The organism is Nitrobacter sp. CN101 (assembly GCF_055390255.1).
Genome location: NZ_AP038833.1, coordinates 1092204 through 1114734, shown reverse-complemented (window position 1 = coordinate 1114734; position 22531 = coordinate 1092204). Strand labels below are relative to the sequence as shown.

The window sequence follows — 22531 nt, the reverse complement described above, 5'->3', positions numbered from 1 at the left end:
ATGACGCAGCATATGCGTCACACACCCTCGAACTGCAGCCGCGCTAGGCGCGCATACAGTCCGTTAGCGGCGACCAGCGAGGCGTGCGTGCCCTGCTCCACGATCCGCCCCTGATCCATGACCATGATTCGGTCGCAGGAAAGTACCGTGGCGAGACGATGCGCGATCACCAGCGTGGTGCGGTGCTTCATCAGTTCTTCCAGCGCGGTCTGCACCAAAGTCTCAGATTCGGCGTCGAGCGACGACGTCGCCTCATCCAGCAGCAAGAGAGGCGCGTCCCGCAGGATTGCGCGGGCGATGGCGATGCGCTGACGCTGTCCGCCGGACAGCGTCACGCCGCGTTCGCCGAGCAGCGCCTCGAAGCCACCGGGCAACCGGCAGATGAACTCCGTGGCATGGGCCAGCTCGGCGGCACGCTCGACCTCGGCATCGGACGCATCCGGCCGACCGAAGCGGATATTTTCGCGGGCGGACGCGGCAAAGATCACCGATTCTTGCGGCACCAGCGCGATGCGGGCGCGAACCTCGCGTGGATCGGCGGTGCGCAGCGGAACGCCGTCGAACGAGATGGTGCCGGCGGCGGGATCGTAGAACCGCAGCAGCAGGTGAAATATTGTACTTTTTCCCGCACCTGACGGGCCGACGATGGCAACCTTCTCACCTGCTTTCACGGCAAGCGAGACACCGTCCAGCACCTTGACCTGCGGACGCGACGGATAGGCGAAGCTGACGTTGTCCAGCGTGACATCGCCCCGCGCTGGCGCCGGTAGAGCGCGCGGTGATGGCGGCGCCGCGATCACTGGCTTGACGCGAAGCAACTCGAAGAGGCGCTCGGCCGCACCGGATGCGGCGGCGACCTCGCCCCAGACTTCACTGAGCTGGCCGAGACCGGTCGCGGCGAACGCGGCATACAGCACAAACTGGCCGAGACGGCCCGGTGTCATGTCGCCACTCAGCACGTCGCGCGAACCGATCCAGAGGATCAGGACCACGCTGGTGAAAACGATGAAGATGATGATCGCGGTCAGCACGGCACGGGCGCGCGCCGAATTGCGCGCCGCCAGATAGGCCTGCTCGACTTCGCCGCCGAAACGGACATCGGCGAGCCGCTCGTTGGTATAGGCCTGCACCGTCCTGATCCCGCCGACCAGTTCGGAGGCATAGGCCGTGGCTTCCGCAAGATTATCCTGCGCGCTCCGCGACAGGCGGCGCACCCAGCGTCCGAATGCGACCAGCGGCAGGACGATCAGCGGGATAGCCGCCAGCACCAGGCCGGACAGACGCGGGCTGGTGATAACCATCATCGAGGCCGCGCCGAGGAACAGCACGACGTTGCGTAGCGCAACCGATATCGAGGAACCGACCGCGGACTTGATCTGGGTTGTATCGGCCGTCAGCCGCGAGACCAGTTCGCCGCTGCGGGCGGTGTCGAAAAACACCGGCGACAGCGAGATCAGGTGGGCGAAAACGTCGCGCCTCAGATCGGAGACGATGCGCTCGCCGGTGGTGGTCACCAGAAAATAACGCGCCGCGCTGGCGCCAGCGAGAACGGCGACAACGCCGATCATCATGGTGAAGTAGCTGTTGATCATCGCGACGCCTTCGGACGTGAAGCCGAAGTCGATGATCCGGCGCACTGCGAGCGGTACGACCAGCGTCGTCAGCGCAGCGACGACCAGGGCGACAAGCGCAAGCAGCGCCCGGCCGCGGTAGCGGGCGATATAAGGCAAGAGCGCGAGAAGCGGGCGCAACCGGGTGCCGCCGCGGGCGCCGGCATCCGGCGGCGAGGCCTGATCCGCCATGACAGGTCCGGCCGGCTGGGGTCCGGCCTTTGAGGGACCATCGAGCGGCAGGGTGACGGCCGCGGATTTCGAGGTATTCTCACGCACTTCTACCGGACTCATCGCCTGACCACGCTATTGCTGATAAGGCAACCTAATATGCCCCCCCGCGCACGCTGGCAAATGCACAGGCGCGCTTGTCCGTCAAACCTTGGTGCGATATAGAGCGGACTAAATCCGCCTAAAACCATCCGCCCTGCAAGGACACGTCATGAAAGCCGAAATTCACCCGGATTATCATACAATTAAGGTCGTGATGACCGACGGAACAGAATATCTGACCCGTTCCACCTGGGGCAAGGACGGCGATACGCTGAACCTGGACATCGATTCCAAGTCGCATCCAGCATGGACCGGCGGCTCCCAACAGATTCTCGACCGCGGCGGCCGCGTCTCCCGGTTCCAGAAAAAATTCTCGGGCTTCCTCAAGAAGGACTGAGTTTAAAACTCAATCAGAGATCGCGTCATTGCGAGGCGCATCACGCCGGAACAATCCGGAAGTTCTGAGGAGACTGCTTAGCGGGTCTTTGTATCGGCTGGCCGGCCAGCCGGCTCGCATGACATCGGAAATGAGCGTTCCATCAAGAGGCGAAGCGCTCTCGTTGCGCTACGCCTTCAAAAAACATGCGGCATCAAAGCGACAGCCGAGACCGTCCCGTTGCGACTTTCTCGGTAGGGTCAGCCGGTCTGGCGCTCGAATGCTTCCCTGAGACGGTCGAGTTGCGACACCAGCGGATTACCGGCCGTCCCATGCTCTACAGGTGGCGCATGGATGGTGGTATCGAGGCGCCGTACCCGCGCCTGCAAATTCATCGACCGCTCGATCAGATCCTGCAACTGCCACGGCAATTTTGCGATCATGTCCTGCGCACCGGGATCCGCCGCCGACAGCTTGACCCTGGTCTTTTCGCGATTGGCCTGTGCCAGCGTCATCTCGCCTTCCTTCACAGCGCGATGCAGCAAGAGCCACGAAGCAAGTTGCATCAACCGAGTGGTCAGCCTCATGCTTTCGGTGGCGTAGGTCAGGCTGACTGAACGTTCGAGCGATTTCGCCTCGGTGCGGCCATCACCATCGAGATAGGCAGCGGTTTCCTCGACCAGATCCATGCCTTCCCGGAACAAGGCGGTGAATACGGAAGAGCCGGCGAGATGTTCGCTGAACTGGACAAGACCGCTGTCGCCTGCCGATGGATCGAACATGGTTCACGCCTCACGCAGTTTCCGCAAGTGAAACCCGGTTACCGCAAGAAAATTCATCAAATCAATAACTTACGTACACCCTGATCGCGACGGCCGGTATCCATTTTGCGAATACACTTTGGCCGCCCGCCGGCTTCTTCGCGCCGACTTATGATGAACAAATCATTGCGCGCCGCGGAGCGGGAGTCCAGCGCCAGATATCGGCAAGGATTAATAAGGGTTAATGTTCAAGGCGACATTACGAGGATAACGCCCAGCAAAATGACGCAGTAAGATGCCGCAGGCAAAAAAACAGCCGCCGTTTCCGGCGGCCTGAAGTTGATAACAGGGAGGCGTCAAACAGAGTGGACAGGAAGCCACTCGGTGTCCAATGAAGGACATTTCAGTCATAGTCGGGAAAGCTTAATTAATCGTAAACGAACGAATTTCTTCAGCTTTTGTTTGCAGTTTGGGCATGGCGCTCCCCGGCCGTGCAGGCACCGGGGAACCGGTTGGACCAGTCCGGACAGAAGACATCTCTCAAGACTTGAAAAAACGGTCAGCCGCATCCTTCGAGGCACGCTTCTTCACTTCAGCCGCCCGCAGGCGCTGGATCTCGGCCGTCAGCAGCGCGATGCGCTCCTCGAGTTCGTTCACCGAAAGCAGCGAGAGATCCTGCCCGATGTCATGCGTGATCCTTTTCCTGGGTTCGTCGTCGTCGATGGTCATGCGCCCGTCCCGCTGCAGCTCAAGAGCCCGTCGTCACAGATTTTTCCAGTTCGCGGCCGGCTGTCCAGAGCTTATTCGCTTCTCATGCAATCCGAAGCCTGACCGTGACGAGTTTGTTTGGTGACGGGCTTCTCACACGAATTGGTACGCACGTCGCTTGAAAACGCTATAGTCAGCATCGGACCGTCTTTCCCGCGGTTTCTCCGGTGACGACCCATGGATAAGCCACCAGCGCAAATGACCGCCATCGGCATCAGCAAGCCCGGTGGCCCGGAGGTTCTTCTGCCGGAGATTCGCCCGGTTCCCTCACCCGGCACAAACGAAATCCTGATCAAGGTCGCGGTGGCCGGCGTCAACCGGCCGGATATCCTACAGCGCTCCGGCAGCTATCCCCCACCACCCGGCGCCAGCGATCTGCCCGGCCTGGAAGTCGCCGGCGAGATAGCTGCGCTTGGCGAAGGCGCGAGCAAGTATCAACTCGGCGAGAAAGTGATGTCGCTGGTCTCGGGCGGCGGATACGCACAATACTGCGTCGCGCATGAATCGATCGCGATGCCTATCCCTCTCGGGTTCTCCATGATTGAAGCCGGCGCTACACCGGAAACCCTGATGACGGTGTGGCACAATGTGTTCGAACGCGGCGCATTGAAAGCAGGCGAGACGTTGCTGATACACGGCGGTTCATCGGGCATCGGCACTATGGCGATTCAACTCGCCAAGGCGTTCGGTGCAAGGACGATCGTGACCGTCGGATCAAAGGAGAAGGCCGACGCCTGTCTTAGCCTTGGTGCCGACCACGCCATCAACTACAAACTCCAGGATTTCGTCGCGGAGGTGAAGGCGATGACGGCCGGCGCAGGCGCCAATCTCATCCTCGATATGGTCGGCGGCGACTACATCGAGAAGAACTATGATGCCGCCGCGCTCGAGGGCCGCATCGTGCAGATCGCATTTCTCAATGGTGCGAAGGCAACCGTTAATTTCGCCAGGCTGATGGTGAAGCGGCTGCACCATACCGGTTCGACGCTGCGGCCGCAGTCGGTTGCAGACAAGGCCTTGATGGTCGGCGCCATCGAAGCCAAAGTGCTGCCCTTGATGCACGAGGGACGAATCAAGCCGCTGATCGACAGCAGCTTCCCGCTCGACAAGGCAGCGGAAGCTCATCGGCGGATGGAAACCAGCGCGCATGTGGGCAAAATTGTGTTGACAGTTTAGATTCCTGCGAACCTGCGGGAGCCTATAATTCCTTTTGAAATTATGTCATCTATCTCGCGCGGTCGGCTGGTTCGGCGAGAGCAGGTGACGGGTTTGCACGGGTTCGCTTTCATTTCTGTGACGTCCAGGTCCGTGACGTCCAGGTCTGTGACGTCCAGGTCTGTGACATCCAGGATCGTCTCCGCGCGGGTCTCGATCTCCTCCCGCGCAAAAAGGCGGGACTGTATGTTGAACATGGGGAAATGACATTGCGTGCGATCAGGTGGCTTGCGTGTCTTTCGCTGGCCCTCATGATTTTCGTCGCGGCATCGCCGGCACGCGCAGTCGACGCCGTCAGCGTCCGCAGCGACGCGCCCGCCATCGACCTCACCGCCATCCTCGATCATCAGCATAGCGACTCAGACCGCATTCAAGTCTCGACCGCGCCCGGCACCGACGGTATCATTCGCCGCATCGAGGTGCGCGCGCGGGAAGGCGGCCAGCACTGGGTCGTTTTCGCGCTCGCCAACAACACCGACGATCAACTGGATCGCCTGATCGTCGCACCGCATTACCGCCTCGTGTCTTCGGGACTGCTCTGGCCGGATCTCGGACAATCGCGCATCGCGACCATCACGCCCTCGACCGGTGATCGTCCGGAGCGGCAGGAGAGCGCCACCGCCGACGTCTTCCGCATCACGCTCGATCCGGGCGCAGTCATTACTTTCGTTATGGAACTGCGTACCGACAAGCTGCCGCAGCTTTATCTCTGGGAGCCCGACGCCTACAAGGACAAGGTCAATTCCTTCACCTTGTATCAGGGCATCGTCATCGGCATCTCCGGGTTGCTGGCGCTGGTGCTGACCATCCTGTTCGTGGTCAAGGGAAGCATCATGTTTCCTGCCGCCGCAGCGCTTGCCTGGGCAGTGCTGGTCTATATCGGCGTCGATTTCGGCTTCTGGGGCAAGGTGCTGGACATGTCGGCCGGTGCTGAACGGGTCTGGCGCGCCTCGGGCGAGGCGATTCTCGCGGCAACGCTGCTCGTATTCCTATTCGCCTATCTCAATCTCAATCGCTGGCACGTCCGCTATTCGCATATCACCCTTGGCTGGCTGGCTTTCCTCGGCTCTCTGGTGGCGCTTGCCCTGTTCGATCCGGCGGTGGCCTCCGGCATCGCGCGGATGTCGCTCGCCCTGATCGCCATATTCGGCTTCGGGCTGATCGTCTATCTCGCGGTTCACGGTTTCGATCGCGCCGTATTGCTGATCCCGACCTGGTTCCTGTTGGTGGTGTGGGTCAGCGCAGCCGGAATGGCGATCGAAGGCAAAGTCGTCAACGACATCGTCGGCCCCGCCTTGCTCGGCGGCCTCGTGCTGATCGTAATGCTGATCGGATTCACGGTCATGCAGCATGCTTTCGCTGGCGGAGGCAGCACCTCGGGCGTCGTATCCGACGTCGAGCGCCGCGCTCTCGCGTTGACCGGCGCGGGCGATCTGGTTTGGGACTGGGACGTCTCCGCCGACAAGGTCTTCACCAGTCCCGAGACCGAAAGCCTGCTCGGCCTGAAACGCGGTGCGCTCGAGGGTCCGGCGGCTACCTGGCTGGAGGTGCTGCATCCGCTCGATCAGGACCGGTTCCGCGCGGCGCTAGACAGTGTACTCGAACAGCGTCGGGGACGGCTTGTGCAGGACTTCCGGCTGCGCATGTCCGACGGCCACTTCATGTGGTTCGCACTGAAAGCGCGCCCGGTGGTCGGGTCCGACGGCGAGGTTTCACGCGTGGTCGGAACTCTCACCGATGTCACCGAGACCAGGAAAGCCGAGGAGCGGATGCTCCACGATTCGGTGCACGACAACCTGACCGGCCTTCCAAATCGCAAGCTTTTCATCGACCGTCTCAACGCGGTCGCGACCTTCGCCAAGACCATGCCGAGCCTGCGGCCGACCTTGATGGTAATCGACCTCGACCGTTTCAAGCAGGTCAACGATTCCGTTGGTATCGCGGTCGGGGATTCGATCCTGCTGACGTTGGCACGGCGGTTGACGCGCATCCTCAAGCCACAGGATACGCTGGCGCGACTTGCCGGCGATCAATTTGGCCTCATCTTGTTGTCGGAGCAAGATCCGCCCCGCATCACCGCGTTCGCCGAAACCATCCGCAAGACCATCCGCGCTCCGATCACCTTCAATGACCGCGAAATCTTCCTGACCGCGTCGATCGGTCTGGCGCTGAGCGACCCTCAGACGCAATTGACGGAGGAGATCATCAAGGACGCTGAACTTGCGATGTACCATTCCAAACGGATCGGCGGCGATCGGATCGACGTTTACAAGCCCGCGATGCGCGCCCGGAAAAACGATCGGCTAACGCTCGAGGCGGAGTTGCGGCGCGCCATCGAGCGGCGTGAGATCGCCGTCCTGTACCAGCCTATCGTCCGGCTGGAGGACCGCTCGATCGCGGGTTTCGAAGCGCTGGCACGGTGGGATCACCCCAAGCTCGGGCGGATGGCGCCGGACGAATTCATCACCATCGCCGAGGAAGCCGGCCTGATTGTCGATCTCGGGACGTTCGTGATGGACCAGACCACACGCCAACTTGCGGTCTGGCAGCGCACCATCCGGTCGCAACCACCGATTTTCGCCAGCGTCAACGTCTCTTCGCGCCAATTGCTGCGGCATGATCTGATCCACGACATCCGCTCGGTGCTGTCGCGCTCATCAATCGCGCGCGGCACACTGAAGCTTGAGCTGACAGAATCGCTGGTCATGGAAAATCCCGAACATGCGGCGCAGATGCTGCAACGAATTCGCGAACTTGGCGTTGGGCTCTCGCTTGACGATTTCGGTACGGGCTATTCCTCGCTATCGTACCTGCAGCGTTTCCCGCTCGACACCATCAAGATCGACCAATCGTTCGTGCGCACCACAACCCAGGGTACGCGGCCTGTCATTCTCAAGTCGATCATCGCAATGGCGCACGATCTCAGCATGGACGTTGTCGCCGAAGGCGCCGAAACTGACTCTGATGCGGTAGAACTCTATCAAATGGGCTGCGAGTACGCGCAAGGCTTCGCATTCGGCGAGCCGATGGACGCCGATGCAACGATGCGACTCCTGGCCCAGGAGCGGCTTGAGGCGGCAAGCTGAGACCGGCCAGTGCACAACGCCCGAAAGGCAAAACCTCGGCTCGCTCAGGCGTGACCGGCTTCGTTCGACAACATGCCCGGATCGATGCCGATCTTGTGCAGCGCGCGAGTATATTTATCCTCGATATCGTGGCCGAAGATCAGGTCCTGATCAGCCGGGCAGTGCAACCATCCGTTGTCCTGGATTTCCGTCTCCAGCTGACCCGGCGCCCAGCCGGCATAACCAAGCGCCAGGATCGCGTGTTTTGGCCCGGTGCCTTTGGCAATAGCCTCCAAAATATCGAGCGTCGCGGTCAGGCAGATGCCCTCGTCAATGGGCAGCGTCGCATCTTCGATGAAGAAATCGCTCGAGTGCAGAACGAAGCCGCGGCCGGTTTCGACCGGGCCGCCTTTCATCACTTTCATCGTCTCGGCGGTTTCCGGCAGCTTGATCTGGTCGGTTCGCTTGATGATGTCGAGTTGCACCAGCAAATCGGTGAAGTCGACGCTTCCGGCAGGGCGATTGAGGATAATACCCATCGCTCCCTCGGACGAGTGCGCGCAAACATAGATCACGGATCGTGCGAACCGCTCATCTTCCATCACCGGCATAGCAATCAGCAGCTGGCCGTCGAGATAGTTGCGGTCATCAGTCTCCGTGTCTGCATCGTCGGCGTGACGACGGTCCCTGCCAGGCCCTTTACGCGCTGGATTCATCAGCAAATGACCCTCATGTTGCCCTTCCATCCTGATATTGGGCGCCCATTCTGTCAATCAACCATCCCGCCACGGCTAAACAGCACATCACAAGCAATTCAATAGTTTGGCTTTGGAGCAACCTGTAAAAAGACGCTGCATGATCATCAAAGTTCCTCTTTACGCGGTGCCCTGCGTTGCGGTCGCATTGCTGGGTTGTGCGCTTTCAACTCCTGCGACGGCCCAAGATTCCTCGCCATGGCAGCAAGGCAGCCACGCCGCCGTCCGCCTGCTCGCGGGCTCGCGCAGCGGAGCGGTACTGCTCGGTGGCATCGCGTTTCAGCTCGAACCGGGTTGGAAAACCTTCTGGCGGACACCGGGCGACTCGGGCGTGCCGCCGCGGTTTGACTTCTCACGGTCGGACAACGTCGATGCTGTGACTGTGCTGTGGCCCGCGCCATCGAAATTTCCCGACGGCGCGGGCGGCCATGCGCTCGGCTACAAGGAGCAGATCGTGCTGCCGCTGCGGATCGCAGCTACCAATGCTGAGAAACCGATCACGCTGCGCGCAACCGTCAATTTCGCGATATGCGCCAAGCTGTGCATTCCCGCCGAAGCCACTATGGAGCTTGCTTTCGCCAGCGTCGCCAGCGCAGAAGACAGCGCGCTTGCCGCGGCGCTCGATATGGTGCCAAAGCCGGCCCGGATCGGGGACCCTAATCCCTTGACGATTCGCGACGTCAGGCGCGACGAAAAATCCACGGTGATCGTCGATGTCGCAACCTCGAATCCCAAGGACGAGGTCAACCTGTTCGTCGAAGGCCCGACGCCGGACTGGTCGCTGCCGATCCCGACCCGGCACGAGCACGCGCCGCGCGGGGTGAAACGATTTTCATTCAAGCTCGACGGCCTACCGGCGAACGCGAATGCTGAAGGCGCCGCGTTGAAGCTGACCCTGGTCGGCGACAAAAGCGCCTATGAATTCAATATCAATCTGAATTGATGGCGAACCGTCAGAGGCGATGCAAGCCTATCTGTTTCACCCAACAGAATCTTAAGGAATCGTTGCTTAAGTCCGGATCATGGCGCGCTTCCCGCGCCGAGGATTTCGCCGTGGCCATGACGGACGCCCAACCCGCCCCTGCGAAGCGATCGCCCTTACTGACCGGACGATTGCGCGCAATAATGGGAGGTTCGAGCGAGGCTTCGCTGACCAAGCGGCTCGCCGGCACGATCTTCATCATCCGGGTCATAAGCGCCGGCCTTGCATACCTAGCGCAAATCCTTCTCGCGCGCTGGATGGGCGGTTCCGACTACGGCGTCTACGTGTATGTCTGGACCTGGGTTCTGCTGCTCGGCAGCATGATGGATTTCGGCATCTCGGCCTCGGCGCAGAAGATCATTCCGGAATATCGCGCGAGCGGCGACGACGCACGGCTGCGCGGATTCCTGAGCGGCAGCCGCTGGATGACATTCATCGTTGCCTCGCTGATCTCGATATCGCTCGCGGCCTTGGTCAGAGTACTGTCGCCGTGGATCGATGCGGCGACGGTCGTGCCGCTTTATGTCGGCTGCCTGACGCTACCGGCATTCGTGGTCGCCAACACCCAGGACGGCATTGCGCGCTCCCACGATTGGATGCGGCTCGGACTGATGCCGCAATTCATCGTGCGGCAATCGCTGATTATCGGCTTCACTGCCGGCGCTTTCGCGCTGGGATTTCACCTCAGCGCCACCGTCGCCATGCTGGCCAGCGTAGCGGCGGTCTGGATTGCCATGATCGGCCAGATGATCGTACTCAATCGCAGATTGGGCACGATCGTAGCATCCGGGCCGAAGGTTCACGATTTTCGCGGCTGGCTCTCGGTCTCGTTGCCCATTTTGCTGGTCGAGAGCTTTTATCTTCTGTTGTCCTACACCGATGTACTCGTGCTGCAGCAGTTTCGCTCGTCGGAGGAGGTCGGCGTATATTTCGCCGTCGTTAAAACTTTGGCGCTGGTGTCGTTCATTCACTACGCCATGTCGGCGACAACCGCGCACCGCTTCACTGAATACCATGCCGCGGGCGACCGCGAGCGATTGGCGGCCTACCTCGCCCATGCGATTAAATGGACGTTCTGGCCCTCGCTTGCGGCAACGCTGCTGCTGCTCGCACTCGGCAAACCGATGCTGTGGCTATTCGGTCCGCAATTCGTCACCGGCTACAGCATTATGTTCGTCGCCGCGATCGGGCTCGTGGTCCGTTCCGCCATCGGCCCGGTCGAGCGGCTGCTCAACATGCTTGGCCATCAGCACGCCTGTGCATCCGCATATGCGTTGGCCTTCGGCATGAACGTCGCGCTGTGCTTCGCATTCGTCCCGCGCTACGGCGGCCATGGCGCCGCCGCCGCCACTTCAATCTCGCTCGCGTTCGAAACGGTACTGCTGTTTTGGATCGTCCGCCGAAGACTCGGATTGCATGTGCTGGCGTTTGGAAAGCGGGCCTCTATATAAAAACGTCACCCGTCGTGGCCGGATTTATTCCGGGACATGGACGAAACAAATCCATCGTTCAGCGAAGAAGATCGCTTACGCTGCCGTCCAGCCGCCATCGATCGACAGGTTGCTTCCGGTGATCTGAGCGGCATCGTCGCCGCAGAGATAGAGCGCCAGCGCGGCGACTTGCTCCACGGTGACGAACTGCTTGGTCGGTTGCGCCGCGAGCAGCACGTCGTCCACGACCTGCTCCCTGGTCATGTTGCGCGCCTTCATGGTGTCGGGGATTTGCTTCTCGACCAGCGGCGTCCAGACATAGCCGGGGCTGATACAGTTGCAGGTGATCCTGTGCGGCGCGAGCTCAAGCGCCACCGTCTTGGTAAGGCCAGCAATTCCGTGCTTGGCGGCCACATAGGCCGACTTGAAGGGCGAAGCCACCGTCGAATGCGCCGATGCGGTATTGATGATGCGGCCCCAACCGCGTTTCTTCATGCCAGGCACGGCGGCGCGGATGGCATGGAAGGCCGACGACAGATTGATGGCGATGATCGCGTCCCACTTCTCGATGGGAAAGTCCTCGATCGGCGCAACGAACTGGATGCCCGCGTTGTTAACGAGTATATCGACCGAGCCGAAGGTTGTTTCGCCCAGTTCGATCATGCCCGCGAGATCGGCGGGCTTTGTCATGTCGGCAGGCGAGTAGACCGCCTTGACCTTGAACTCCGTCTCTATGCCGGAGCGCTCCTTCTCGATTTCTGCCGCAGTGCCAAACCCATTGATCACGATATCTGCGCCGACGCCGGCGAAGGCGCGGGCATAGGCCAGCCCTATGCCGCTGGTTGATCCGGTCACGACCGCGGTCTTGCCTTTCAAATTCGTCATCGCCTTCTCCTGTCGGAACCGCGGATCATCGACGGCGCGGTGTTTCTCTCAAAGCACGGGCACACAGTGTTGCCGATCAAGCCGGATCCACGCTAGTCCGCCATCTGAGGCCGCCCCGTGACGTCGGTCGCGCCCAGGTCGCACGGCGACACCTGCTCCACGCAGTCGTTATCGCGCGTCGGTGGAAGCCAATACCAGCGTCCAGAACACCTTGTATTTGGTATCCGGAGCATAGGTCGCCGCGATGCCCAATTTCGTGACGCCGTTCTTGAGCATGTTAGCCCGATGCGGGGGCGAATCGCGCCAGCCAGAGAAGGCCTCGGCGAGGGTGTGGTAACCGGCACCGATATTCTCGACCGCCAACGTTGCCGGATAACTGGCCGCCGCCAGCCGCTTGGGCAGCGTGCCGGCAATGTCGTGATCCATTTTGTTGCGTTTGGCCATCACCATCGATTGGGTTTCGGCGACCTTCATGAGTTCGGGATCGACCGTCACAGGACCAAGGCTGTTATTAGCGCGATAGCCGGAAATCATGGAGGCCGCCACCGCGGCATCCAGCTTGGCTCCGCCATGGGCCATGTCGAGATAGAACGCCGGCTGCTCGTCAGACGGCGGTTTATCCGTAACGCATCCGGCCACGGTCAGCAGGCCAAGAAGCATGGCAAAGGTGCGGATCATCCTCGTATCCCGAATCCGAAGTTCTGCACTGCGCCCTTCGAACTTCGGATTCGAAAGGGCGCGAGCAACTTATACTTGCTAGAGGTCCATCGATCTTAACATTCGCCAAAGGCGCGTTGAAAACGGCATGCGATGTCGGAATCGGGCCACTAGTCCCCAATCAGTTGCAGGTGTTGCACATCAATGGTGGCTGAAAGGTGAATAAACCCCTAGCGCCCGACACCGGCTTTCGCCTGTTTTGCGGCAATCTTTGATATGAATGCCGGATCAAGGGACACAAGCGATCCTATGATTCTAGATTGGTTCGGTTGACGGACTCGCTGAGACAATGAAGCGAGGGTCTGAACCAAAACCACACTAGGCCGGATCCGCGAAAATGCGATAACGCCGGGGCCGCAATCCGACGACCTCGCCATCCCGAAGCTCGCGATCACGCGGCGCATCGATCTCGATGATGGTTTCACCCTGGCCGTCGGACAATGCGATGTCGGCGCGCTGGATCGGACCGAAGGTCCGCACCCGCCGCACGGTGCCTTCGAGGCCGCCCCAGCCGGGCGGACTGATCTGCATATCGTGGCGGCGAACGAACAGCTTCGACGGCCCGGACACACCGCACTCCGCGGCGATATTCAGCGGTGTGCCGCCGAGCCGAATCACACCGTCCTGGACATCGACGGGCAGGACAATCGATTCGCCGATAAAGCCATGGACGAACGCGGTCGCCGGGCTGTCATAAACCTCACCCGGTCTGCCGATCTGCTCGATCCTGCCCTTGTCCATCACCACGACGCGGTTTGCGACTTCGAGCGCTTCCTCCTGATCGTGAGTCACGAACACCGACGTGACATGAATCTCCTCATGCAACGAGCGCAGCCAGCGACGCAACTCCTTCCGCACCTTGGCATCGAGCGCGCCGAACGGCTCGTCCAGCAGCAGGATGCGGGGCTGGATGGCCAGCGCTCGGGCGAGTGCGATGCGTTGACGCTGGCCGCCGGAGAGTTGACTCGGGTAGCGGTCAGCGAGCCAGTCGAGTTGCACCAGATCGAGCAATTCCCTGACACGCGCGCGGATGCTGGCTTCGTCCTTGCGAATGGCACGCGGCTGCACCCGCAGCCCAAACGCGACGTTTTCGAATACCGTCATGTGGCGGAACAGAGCGTAGTGTTGAAATACGAAGCCCACCTCACGCTCACCTGCCCCGCGCGCCAGAGCGTTCTCGCCGTCAAATGACACCGAGCCACCGTCCGGCCAGTCGAGCCCGGCGATAATTCGCAGCAGCGTCGTCTTGCCCGAACCCGACGGGCCAAGCAGCGCTAGTAATTCCCCATCGGCGATCGTCAGGTCGACACCACCAAGCGCAGAAAATGCGCCAAATCTCTTGACGATATTTTTTAGCTCAATGCTCACGCGCCTGCCGTCCCTCGTCGAGTTGCCCTTCGAGAATCGTTTTGGCAACCAGCGTGATCAATGCGAGCAACGCCAATAACGATGCCACCGCGAACGCCGCCACGAATTGATACTCGTTATACAGGATTTCAACTAGCAGCGGCATCGTATTGGTTTCACCCCGGATGTGACCGGAAACCACGGATACCGCACCGAACTCGCCCATGGCGCGCGCGTTGCAGAGCAACACGCCATAGAGCAAGCCCCACTTGATATTCGGAAGCGTAACGCGAAAGAAAGTCTGCAGTCCGGAGGCGCCGAGCGACAGCGCGGCTTCTTCTTCCGCCGTCCCCTGCTCCTGCATCAACGGAATTAGCGCCCGCGACACGAACGGAAAAGTCACGAACGTTGTCGCCAATGCGATGCCCGGCAACGCAAACAGAATCTCGATGTTGTTATCCTGTAGCCAAGGCCCGAGAAAACCCTGTCCGCCGAACAACAGCACGAACACCAGACCGGAAACGACCGGGCTGACCGAGAACGGCAGATCGATCAAAGTGATGAGCAGCGTCTTTCCGGGAAACTCGAACTTGGCGACGGCCCATGCGGTAATCAATCCGAACACCAGATTGAGACCCACCGAGATCGCCGCAACCGTCAACGTCAACCTGATCGCCGATAACGCTTCCGGCTCGGCAAGCGCCGCGAGATACACCCGCCCGCCCTTGGCCAACGCTTCGGCGAACACAATCGCCAGCGGCAGCAAGATGAACAGCGTGAGAAACAGAATACAAAGGCCGATCAACAGTCCACGCACCCAGCGCGGCTCGGAGCGGGCATCGGTCCGGTCAAGCGGAAACGCGATCGCGGCTTCAGACATCAACGCCACCTCTAGTACGCCTGCTCTTGCGACCGAGCCCAGCGCTGCAAGCGATTGATGACGAAGATCACCAGGAAAGACACCACCAGCATGACCACGGCGATCGCGGTCGCGTCGGCGTAGCGGAATTCCGACAGGCGGATTACGATCAGAAGCGGCGCGATCTCCGACACGTTCGGCAGGTTACCGGCGATGAAAATCACTGAGCCGTATTCACCGACCGCGCGTGCGAATGCGAGCGCAAACCCCGTGAGCAGTGCCGGCATAAGGCTTGGAAGAACAACACGCCACACTGTCTGCCATCGACTGGCACCAAGACTGGCAGCGGCTTCCTCGATCTCCGGATCGAGATCGATCAGTACGGGCTGCACGGTGCGCACCACGAAAGGAATCCCGATAAACACCATCGCGACAAAAATACCGAGCGGTGTAAACGACACCTGGACGCCCAGCTCGGCCAGCGGTGCGCCGAGCCAGCCATTTTGCGCGAATAGCGTCGTCAGCGCAATGCCGGCCACCGCGGTCGGCAACGCAAAGGGAATGTCGACGATCGCGTCGAGAATTCGGCGACCCCGAAACCGGTAGCGCACCAGCGCCCAGACGATGACGCTGCCCATCACCAGATTGAGCAATGCGGCAAGAAACGCGAGTCCGAATGAAACCTTGAGCGCGTTCAATGTTCGCCGGCTGGTGATGATATCGAGAAACTGGGCAACGTTCAGTTCAAATGACTTTAGAAACAATCCCGCAAGAGGGATCAGAACGATGATCGAAAGCCAGGTCAATGTCAGCCCCATGGTGAGGCCGAATCCCGGCAGCGTCCGACGTCGTCCCAATCCTCCTTTCACGTCGTCCCGCTCCGCCCCGTTGAATCAGTCCTGGTAGATCTGATCGAAGATGCCGCCTTCGCTGAAGTGCACCTTCTGCGCCTTGGCCCAACCGCCGAACACGTCGTCGATCTTGAACAGTTCAACCTTGGGGAATGCATCGGCATATTTCTGGATTATTTCCGGGTCAGTCGGACGGTAGTAGTTTCGCCCAGCGATATCCTGAGCGTCCTTGGTATACCAATATTTCAGATACGCCTCGGCAACGGCGCGCGTACCCTTCTTGTCTACCACTTTATCCACGACAGCAACCGGCGGTTCCGCCAGAATGGAGATCGACGGCACCACGATCTCGAATTTATCTTTTCCGAACTCCTTCAGCGCGAGAAAGGCTTCGTTCTCCCATGCCAGCAGCACGTCGCCGACGCCGCGTTCGACGAAGGTGACGGTAGAACCGCGCGCGCCGGTATCGAGCACCGGAACGTGTTTGTAAATGTCGGCCACAAACTGTTTAGCCTTGTCTTCGCCGCCCAGCTTTTTCAGCGCAAAACCCCATGCCGCGAGATAATTCCAGCGCGCGCCGCCGGAGGTTTTGGGATTCGGCGTAATGACTTTGACACCGGGCTTGGTCAGATCGCCCCAATCCTTGATAGCTTTGGGATTGCCGGTACGCACCAGAAAAACGATCGTTGACGTATAGGGAGATGAGTTCTCCGGCAACCGCTTCTGCCAGTCCTTTGCCAACAGACCGTGCTCCGCCGCCACATCGATGTCATAGGCGAGCGCAAGGGTCACCACATCGGCCTGCAAACCATCGATCACCCCACGCGCCTGCTTTCCGGAGCCGCCATGAGACTGCTTGATCTCGACGCTCTTGCCGGTTTCCTTTTGATAATGCGCCGCAAACGCCTTGTTGAAATCAGCATAAAGCTCTCGAGTCGGATCGTATGAGACATTCAGCAACGACACGTCGGCCGCGTAGGCAGAACCAGCCCATATCAATCCAGCCAAAACCATAAAGCTTCGACGAAGCATTCCCATCTCCATAAGGCCCGCTCACGCGACGACCATTAGCGTCAGAACCCATGAAGAAACTCGTCAAAGGGCAGCTTCAAGTCAACGAAACGACATTTCAATGTTTGCAGCGGTGCAGAGTTATTCCTCTACGAAGTCTTCATCGTGTGGATGCCGCATTCCGTCTTGGCTCTGCCGCGCCAGCGGCCGGCGCGTGCGTCTTCATTCGCGGTCGCGCGCGAGGTGCATGGCATGCAGCCGACGGAGAGGAATCCCGATGCGATAAGCGGGTGCGGCGGCAGTTTCGCCGATGCATAGATCGCCTCGATGTCGGCGCGCGAGGCGTTCGCGAACGGATTGAACTTCAGCCGCGCGCCGTCATCTTCCACGAATGGGATGTCGGCGCGAAGGCCGCCCTGAAACCGCTTGCGGCCGTTGATCCAGGCGTCGAACGGCTGAAGCGCGCGTGCGAGCGGCTCCACTTTCCGGATGCGGCAGCAGGCATCAGGATCGGAGAACCATAACTCGCGATCAGGATCCTCGCTTTTCAACGCATCCTCGGATGGTTGAATAGAGCGAACATCCTTCAGGCCGAGCGCGGCGATCAATGTATCGCGATAGGCCAGCGTCTCTTCAAACAGCCATCCGGTATCGAGAAAGATCACGGGAATGGCAGGATCGACGTCAGCCATCACCTTGAGCAGCGCAGCTGACTCGGTGCCGAACGACGAGACCAGCGCCAGCCTGTCTCGACCAACCGTGCGAAGCGCCGCACTGATCACATCCGCGGGGGAAGCGTTGCGCAAGGACTCGTTTAGCGCGGCCGCAGCAGGCAATGCGGAGACCTCTGCCGCTGGAGCAGATTGCGCCGTCGCACCGGTCGCGGCGCCCTTTCGTTCAAGCAGAGAGGTCATTCTGCAGCCATCTGAAATGTCTGGAGGGAGGAATTCTGGCTCGCATTGCGCCACGGCGCAGAGTGCGAAACGACGTCACCGATCACAAGGATAGCGGGGCCACCCTCGACATCGCGAACCAGCGCCGGAAGGTGATCAAGTATACCGATGACGGATTTGGCATCGGGACGGGTGGCGCGGGCGAACACGCCGACCGGCGTTTCGGGCGAACGCCCGGCCTCCAGCAGCCCGCTACGGATCGCCGCCGCCGCCGTGATTCCCATATAGACCACGACGGTCATCTTACGGTCGGTCAGTGCCGACCAGTCGACGTTCGAAGCGTCGTGAGCCTTATGCGCGGTAAGAAAGGTGATGCGCAGCGCCTCATGGCGGTAGGTGAGCGGCACTTCGAATTCCGCAGCCGCGCCGAGCCCGGCCGTAATTCCAGGAATAACCGAACAGGCGACACCGGCCTCTCGTAGCGCCTCTATTTCTTCGCCGCCGCGGCCGAAAATGAAGGGATCGCCGCCCTTGAGGCGGACGGCCCGCTGACCGGATTTGGCGGCATCGATCAGTAGCCGGTTGATGGCGTCCTGCCCGATGCCGGGTTTGCCGACACGGCGACCCACCGGCACACGCACCGCGTCGCGGCGCGCGCGATCGAGAATCTCAGGCGTGACGAGTTCATCGTAGAATACGATGTCGGCATCCTGTAGCGCTCGCAGCGCCTTGATGGTGAGCAGATCCGGATCGCCCGGCCCAGCGCCGACCAGCGTGATGCGCCCTTCGATCTCGCCCGGAATAGATGCACCCGCATAAATAGACGGATCGACAATCGCCTTCAGTGAGCCTTCGGCCTCATCGGAACGGCCGGCAAGAACCGCTTCACCGATCGGGCCGTCGATCACGCGCTCCCAAAAGCGACGCCGCAACGGGAGGTCGGGAATGTGGTCATGAATTGACCTGCGCCAGCGCCCGATCATAGCCGCGAGGTCGCCTATACGCGCTGGCAAAGCCGCTTCGATACGTTCGCGCACGCGCCGCGCCACCACGGGTGATGCGCCGCCGGTGCCGATCGCCGCCACCACGTCGCCGCGATCCACGATCGCAGGAACGATGAAACTCGAATGCGCGGGATCGTCCATCACATTGACGGGCACACCGGCCGACCGCGCACGCGCCGCCACGTGCTCGCCGATCTCCCCGGCGCTCGCGCAGAACACCGCGACGATGCCGCTAAGATCAACCGCGCGCGGATTGGCTTCCACTCTCTCGATCCGCGAAGCGGTAGCCGCCTCAAGACCGGGAACCGCGAAGTCACCGTCGGTGGCATGCCAGCGTACATGCGCTCCCGCCGCAAGCAACAGGCGCAACCTGGCCCGAACCGGGTCGCCAGCTCCGACCAAAAGGATCGGACCGGCACTGGGATCGAGAAAGATCGGGAGGAACTTCATCTGGTGTTCTCTACTCCCCTGGATAGGGTTGACTGAAATTATTTTCTATTTATGTATCTGACAAGATGACAAAACAGAAAATTATTTCTTCTATGCGAAGACCTAGGTATAGAATTTCCTACTTCAAAACACCACCCGGACGAGATGCATCTTCTCAGCCTCCGGAATCCGCAATTCTGGCAGCCGCTGACTTTGACGATCAGCGGCACAGCCGTCGACTGTGAACGACGAAAAACGAAGTTAAGGAGCAGGCCATGCAGCCTGGAATGGACCATCTTGATGCGCTTGAAGCGCAGAGTATCTACATTTTCCGGGAAGCGTTTGCCCGCCTGAAAAAGCTCGCGCTGCTGTGGTCGTTGGGCAAGGATTCCAACGTGATGATCTGGCTGGCGCGCAAGGCCTTCTTCGGCCGGGTGCCGTTCCCGGCGTTGCACGTGGACACTGAGAAGAAATTCCCTGAGATGTACGCATTTCGTGATCGCTACTCGAAGGAGTGGGATCTCGACCTCAAGGTTGATTACTGCCCGCCGGTCGAAGCGATCGACCCGACCTTGCCGCCCGCCGCACGCTCCGCGGCGCGCAAGACCGAGGGGCTGAAACTCGCCCTCAACAAATATGGCTTCGACGGACTGATCGCCGGCATCCGCCGCGATGAGGAAGCGACCCGCGCCAAGGAACGGGTGTTTTCGCCACGCGGCACCGAAGGCGGATGGGATGTGCGCGACCAACCGCCCGAATTCTGGGATCAGTTCAATGCCTCGCCGCCTCCCGGCGCGCATTTGCGGATCCATCCGATCCTGCACTGGACCGAGGCGGATATCTGGGCCTACACCAAACGCGAGAACATCCCGATCATTCCGCTCTATCTGGCGAAGGAGGGCAAACGCTATCGTTCGCTCGGCGACGCCGACATCACCTTCCCCGTCCCTTCGACCGCATCGAGCATCGACGAGATTCTGATCGAACTCGAGGGCACCAAGATTCCCGAACGCGCCGGGCGCGCGCTTGACCACGAGACCGAAGACGCTTTCGAACGGCTTCGTGTCGCCGGCTATCTCTGATCTGAATCGAATCGAGCGCTTTTCCAATGAACATGATCGCACCTAACCTCGCGTCGAACGCTGCCCTCTCGACGCCCAACGGCACGACCCGCCCCCAGGTCCGCATCGTCATTGTCGGCCACGTCGATCACGGCAAGTCAACGCTGGTCGGGCGGCTGCTGCACGAGACCGGCAGCCTGCCCGACGGCAAACTTGAGATGCTGAAAGCGGTCAGCACCCGACGCGGTATGCCGTTCGAATGGTCGTTCCTGCTGGACGCCCTGCAAACCGAGCGGGATCAGGGCATCACCATCGATACCACGCAGATCCGTTTCCGTACGCGCTCGCGCGACGTGGTGCTGATCGACGCTCCCGGCCATGCAGAATTTTTGCGTAACATGATCACCGGCGCGGCACAGGCCGACGGCGCAGTGCTCATCATCGACGCGCTGGAAGGCGTGCGCGACCAAACGCGGCGGCACGGCTATTTGCTGCATCTGCTCGGCGTCAAACAGGTCGCTGTCGTCGTCAACAAGATGGACCGCGTCGATTTCAGCGCCGAACGCTTTGGCGCCATTCGAGACGAAATTTCGGCACACCTGACCGGCCTCGGCCTCGCGCCGACGGCCGTGATTCCAATATCGGCCCGCGACGGCGACGGCGTGTCCGAGCGGACTGCGAAGATCGGCTGGTACAGCGGTCCCACCGTGGTCGAGGCCATCGATGCACTGCACCCGGCGCGACCGCTCGATGAACTGGCGCTGCGCCTCCCCGTTCAGGCGATCTACAAATTCGATGATCGCCGCATCGTGGCCGGGCGTATCGAGTCGGGCGGCCTGACCGCGGGCGACGAGATCGTGATCATGCCGGCCGGAAAGATCGCAAAGATCCGCAGCGTCGAAGGCTGGCCCTCGAGTCCGGAAAGTGCGCAGGGGGCCGGCCGCTCGGTCGGCATCACGCTCGACCGCGAATTGTTCGTCGAGCGCGGGGATGTCATTGCCCATGTGGGGTCGGCCCCGCGCGATACCCGAAGGATACGGGCACGCATCTTCTGGCTGCACGAGCAACCGCTCGCAGCTGGCGCATCCATTCTGCTGCGGCTCGGCAACAAGGAAACGCGCGCCGTCGTCGTGGCCATCGAGAAAGCCGTCGATCCCGGCGAACTCTCGAGCGAAGAAACCAAGGCGATCGCGCGCAATCATGTCGGTGAAATCGACATTTCGCTATCGCAGCCTCTCGCCGCCGACCCGTATGTCGACAACCCCCGCACCGGCCGCCTCGTGCTCGAGGTCAACGGCCGCATCGCCGGCGGCGGGCTGGTGCTCAGCGTCGATGCAGGACAGCGCGCGGCTCCGGTCGATATCGTACCGGTGGAATCCGCGCTGCGGACCGACGAGCGCTCCGCCCGCTATCGCCACAACGGCGCCGTCGTCTGGCTGACGGGATTACCGGGCTCCGGTAAATCCACGCTGGCCCGCGCGCTGGAGCGAAAGCTGTTCAGCGACGGCGGCTCGCCGATCCTGCTCGACGGCGACACGTTGCGCGCCGGGCTGAACGGCGACCTCGGTTTCTCGCCGCAGGATCGCACTGAGAACATCCGCCGGCTAGCGGAAGTCGCCACGCATCTCGCGCGCAATGGTCACCTCGCGATCGTCGCTGCGGTCTCTCCGTCGCGGGAGGATCGCGCCGCGGCGCGGCGCATCGCCGACGACACCTTCCGCGAAGTCTATGTTGCAACACCGGCTGATGTTTGCGAGCGCCGCGATCCCAAGGGGCACTATGCGAAGGCACGCGCGGGTGTGCTGCATGGCTTCACCGGCATCGGAAACGACTATCAGCCCCCGGAGACGGTGGAGCTGACGATCGATACCTCGTCCCGCACGGTAAGTGATGCCGCCGATGAGATCGAGCAGATGCTGATCAGAACCGGCGTTCTGTTCGACGAACTGACCGACGTCGCCGCCAACATCTGAGGCTGCGAATACTGGGCCATAGCCGCGGACCCTGCGCGGCTATGTAGCGGCTTGTCTCGGTCTATAGCGTTTTCGAGCGAAGTGGATACCCGTTCGCGTGAAGAAAATGTGTCAGATCAAAATCGTAGAGTTCCGCTTCTGGCTCCATCAGAAGCGGAAAGGCTCTAAGATCATTCAACTCGTGTGAAGGGCTTCTCACGGCGTCGGCTTTGGCGCTAAATGACAGTCGAGCGCCCGTATTTGGGCGACCGACCGGCCTTGAAACA

19 protein-coding genes are annotated in these 22531 nt (G+C 60.9%); 7 read left to right on the top strand and 12 right to left on the bottom strand.

Annotated features, from left to right (window positions below; all coding sequences use genetic code 11):
- Positions 1-17: 17 nt before the first annotated feature.
- Positions 18-1802, bottom strand: coding sequence for an ABC transporter transmembrane domain-containing protein (locus tag ACZ5IL_RS05405; protein WP_079448126.1), 1785 nt, complete (start codon positions 1800-1802; stop codon positions 18-20).
- A 250-nt stretch (positions 1803-2052) separates the two neighbouring features.
- Between ACZ5IL_RS05405 and rpmE the strand changes: the two genes are divergently transcribed.
- Entirely contained in the window at positions 2053-2280 is a 228-nt protein-coding gene (rpmE, locus tag ACZ5IL_RS05400) for a 50S ribosomal protein L31 (RefSeq protein WP_079448021.1), read from the top strand.
- Positions 2281-2519: 239 nt separating this feature from the next.
- On the opposite strand, the gene rcdA is transcribed toward rpmE, so the two are convergent.
- Entirely contained in the window at positions 2520-3041 is a 522-nt protein-coding gene (gene rcdA, locus ACZ5IL_RS05395; RefSeq protein ID WP_079448022.1) for a protease adaptor protein RcdA, read from the bottom strand.
- Between the two features lie 519 nt (positions 3042-3560).
- On the bottom strand, positions 3561-3749 hold the full coding sequence (locus tag ACZ5IL_RS05390) for a DUF1192 domain-containing protein (protein WP_464595618.1): 189 nt from the start codon (positions 3747-3749) through the stop codon (positions 3561-3563).
- A 216-nt stretch (positions 3750-3965) separates the two neighbouring features.
- Between ACZ5IL_RS05390 and ACZ5IL_RS05385 the strand changes: the two genes are divergently transcribed.
- Together ACZ5IL_RS05385 and ACZ5IL_RS05380 are read left to right on the top strand one after the other, a co-directional pair.
- A complete protein-coding gene (locus ACZ5IL_RS05385; protein WP_464595617.1) occupies positions 3966-4964 on the top strand; it encodes an NAD(P)H-quinone oxidoreductase in 999 nt (332 codons plus the stop codon).
- Positions 4965-5212: 248 nt separating this feature from the next.
- Entirely contained in the window at positions 5213-8089 is a 2877-nt protein-coding gene (locus ACZ5IL_RS05380; RefSeq protein ID WP_464596830.1) for an EAL domain-containing protein, read from the top strand.
- Positions 8090-8133: 44 nt separating this feature from the next.
- On the opposite strand, the gene ACZ5IL_RS05375 is transcribed toward ACZ5IL_RS05380, so the two are convergent.
- The gene (locus ACZ5IL_RS05375) at positions 8134-8784 is read right to left on the bottom strand and encodes a YqgE/AlgH family protein (protein WP_309774931.1); all 651 of its coding nucleotides are present in this window, start codon (positions 8782-8784) and stop codon (positions 8134-8136) included.
- 139 nt (positions 8785-8923) lie between these two features.
- On the opposite strand from ACZ5IL_RS05375, the gene ACZ5IL_RS05370 reads away from it, so the two are divergent.
- Together ACZ5IL_RS05370 and ACZ5IL_RS05365 are read left to right on the top strand one after the other, a co-directional pair.
- Complete coding sequence (locus ACZ5IL_RS05370; protein WP_464595615.1) at positions 8924-9766, top strand: protein-disulfide reductase DsbD domain-containing protein; 843 nt, start codon at positions 8924-8926, stop codon at positions 9764-9766.
- 110 nt (positions 9767-9876) lie between these two features.
- Positions 9877-11256 carry a flippase gene (locus ACZ5IL_RS05365; RefSeq protein WP_464595614.1) on the top strand — a complete coding sequence of 460 codons (1380 nt, stop codon included), beginning with the start codon at positions 9877-9879 and terminating at the stop codon, positions 11254-11256.
- A 75-nt stretch (positions 11257-11331) separates the two neighbouring features.
- Here ACZ5IL_RS05365 and ACZ5IL_RS05360 read toward each other — a convergent pair whose 3' ends face one another.
- The 8 genes from ACZ5IL_RS05360 to cysG form a co-directional block, all read right to left on the bottom strand.
- Positions 11332-12120, bottom strand: a complete 789-nt coding sequence (locus ACZ5IL_RS05360) for a 3-hydroxybutyrate dehydrogenase (RefSeq protein WP_464595613.1) — start codon at positions 12118-12120, stop codon at positions 11332-11334.
- 168 nt (positions 12121-12288) lie between these two features.
- Entirely contained in the window at positions 12289-12798 is a 510-nt protein-coding gene (locus ACZ5IL_RS05355; RefSeq protein ID WP_425906395.1) for a CAP domain-containing protein, read from the bottom strand.
- 357 nt (positions 12799-13155) lie between these two features.
- Positions 13156-14205: a sulfate/molybdate ABC transporter ATP-binding protein gene (locus ACZ5IL_RS05350; RefSeq protein WP_464595612.1), complete on the bottom strand. Its 1050-nt coding sequence runs from the start codon at positions 14203-14205 to the stop codon at positions 13156-13158.
- The gene (gene cysW / locus ACZ5IL_RS05345) at positions 14195-15064 is read right to left on the bottom strand and encodes a sulfate ABC transporter permease subunit CysW (RefSeq protein WP_464595611.1); all 870 of its coding nucleotides are present in this window, start codon (positions 15062-15064) and stop codon (positions 14195-14197) included. Before cysW ends, ACZ5IL_RS05350 begins: the two co-directional genes overlap by 11 nt.
- A gap of 11 nt (positions 15065-15075) precedes the next feature.
- Positions 15076-15861: a sulfate ABC transporter permease subunit CysT gene (gene cysT / locus ACZ5IL_RS05340; RefSeq protein ID WP_464596828.1), complete on the bottom strand. Its 786-nt coding sequence runs from the start codon at positions 15859-15861 to the stop codon at positions 15076-15078.
- A 75-nt stretch (positions 15862-15936) separates the two neighbouring features.
- Positions 15937-16926 carry a sulfate ABC transporter substrate-binding protein gene (locus ACZ5IL_RS05335; RefSeq protein ID WP_464595610.1) on the bottom strand — a complete coding sequence of 330 codons (990 nt, stop codon included), beginning with the start codon at positions 16924-16926 and terminating at the stop codon, positions 15937-15939.
- A 128-nt stretch (positions 16927-17054) separates the two neighbouring features.
- Positions 17055-17819, bottom strand: a complete 765-nt coding sequence (locus tag ACZ5IL_RS05330; RefSeq protein WP_464595609.1) for a phosphoadenylyl-sulfate reductase — start codon at positions 17817-17819, stop codon at positions 17055-17057.
- Positions 17816-19252 (bottom strand): siroheme synthase CysG, encoded by a 1437-nt coding sequence (cysG, locus tag ACZ5IL_RS05325; protein ID WP_464595608.1) that lies wholly within the window; start codon positions 19250-19252, stop codon positions 17816-17818. The genes ACZ5IL_RS05330 and cysG overlap by 4 nt, the downstream gene beginning before the upstream one ends.
- 254 nt (positions 19253-19506) lie before the next feature.
- On the opposite strand from cysG, the gene cysD reads away from it, so the two are divergent.
- Both cysD and cysC read left to right on the top strand, forming a co-directional pair.
- Entirely contained in the window at positions 19507-20313 is an 807-nt protein-coding gene (cysD, locus tag ACZ5IL_RS05320) for a sulfate adenylyltransferase subunit CysD (RefSeq protein ID WP_079448033.1), read from the top strand.
- 26 nt (positions 20314-20339) lie between these two features.
- Positions 20340-22265 (top strand): adenylyl-sulfate kinase, encoded by a 1926-nt coding sequence (gene cysC, locus ACZ5IL_RS05315; protein ID WP_464595607.1) that lies wholly within the window; start codon positions 20340-20342, stop codon positions 22263-22265.
- The last annotated feature ends 266 nt before the right edge of the window (positions 22266-22531 follow it).

What these genes read in the sequence shown, in the direction of transcription:
- ACZ5IL_RS05405 (WP_079448126.1), bottom strand. Translation starts at nt 1,802, where the DNA reads ATGGCGGATCAGGCCTCGCCGCCGGATGCCGGCGCCCGCGGCGGCACC.
- rpmE (WP_079448021.1), top strand. Translation starts at nt 2,053, where the DNA reads ATGAAAGCCGAAATTCACCCGGATTATCATACAATTAAGGTCGTGATG.
- rcdA (WP_079448022.1), bottom strand. Translation starts at nt 3,041, where the DNA reads ATGTTCGATCCATCGGCAGGCGACAGCGGTCTTGTCCAGTTCAGCGAA.
- ACZ5IL_RS05390 (WP_464595618.1), bottom strand. Translation starts at nt 3,749, where the DNA reads ATGACCATCGACGACGACGAACCCAGGAAAAGGATCACGCATGACATC.
- ACZ5IL_RS05385 (WP_464595617.1), top strand. Translation starts at nt 3,966, where the DNA reads ATGGATAAGCCACCAGCGCAAATGACCGCCATCGGCATCAGCAAGCCC.
- ACZ5IL_RS05375 (WP_309774931.1), bottom strand. Translation starts at nt 8,784, where the DNA reads ATGAATCCAGCGCGTAAAGGGCCTGGCAGGGACCGTCGTCACGCCGAC.
- ACZ5IL_RS05370 (WP_464595615.1), top strand. Translation starts at nt 8,924, where the DNA reads ATGATCATCAAAGTTCCTCTTTACGCGGTGCCCTGCGTTGCGGTCGCA.
- ACZ5IL_RS05360 (WP_464595613.1), bottom strand. Translation starts at nt 12,120, where the DNA reads ATGACGAATTTGAAAGGCAAGACCGCGGTCGTGACCGGATCAACCAGC.
- ACZ5IL_RS05355 (WP_425906395.1), bottom strand. Translation starts at nt 12,798, where the DNA reads ATGATCCGCACCTTTGCCATGCTTCTTGGCCTGCTGACCGTGGCCGGA.
- cysW (WP_464595611.1), bottom strand. Translation starts at nt 15,064, where the DNA reads ATGTCTGAAGCCGCGATCGCGTTTCCGCTTGACCGGACCGATGCCCGC.
- cysT (WP_464596828.1), bottom strand. Translation starts at nt 15,861, where the DNA reads ATGGGGCTGACATTGACCTGGCTTTCGATCATCGTTCTGATCCCTCTT.
- ACZ5IL_RS05335 (WP_464595610.1), bottom strand. Translation starts at nt 16,926, where the DNA reads ATGCTTCGTCGAAGCTTTATGGTTTTGGCTGGATTGATATGGGCTGGT.
- ACZ5IL_RS05330 (WP_464595609.1), bottom strand. Translation starts at nt 17,819, where the DNA reads ATGACCTCTCTGCTTGAACGAAAGGGCGCCGCGACCGGTGCGACGGCG.
- cysG (WP_464595608.1), bottom strand. Translation starts at nt 19,252, where the DNA reads ATGAAGTTCCTCCCGATCTTTCTCGATCCCAGTGCCGGTCCGATCCTT.
- cysD (WP_079448033.1), top strand. Translation starts at nt 19,507, where the DNA reads ATGCAGCCTGGAATGGACCATCTTGATGCGCTTGAAGCGCAGAGTATC.
- cysC (WP_464595607.1), top strand. Translation starts at nt 20,340, where the DNA reads ATGAACATGATCGCACCTAACCTCGCGTCGAACGCTGCCCTCTCGACG.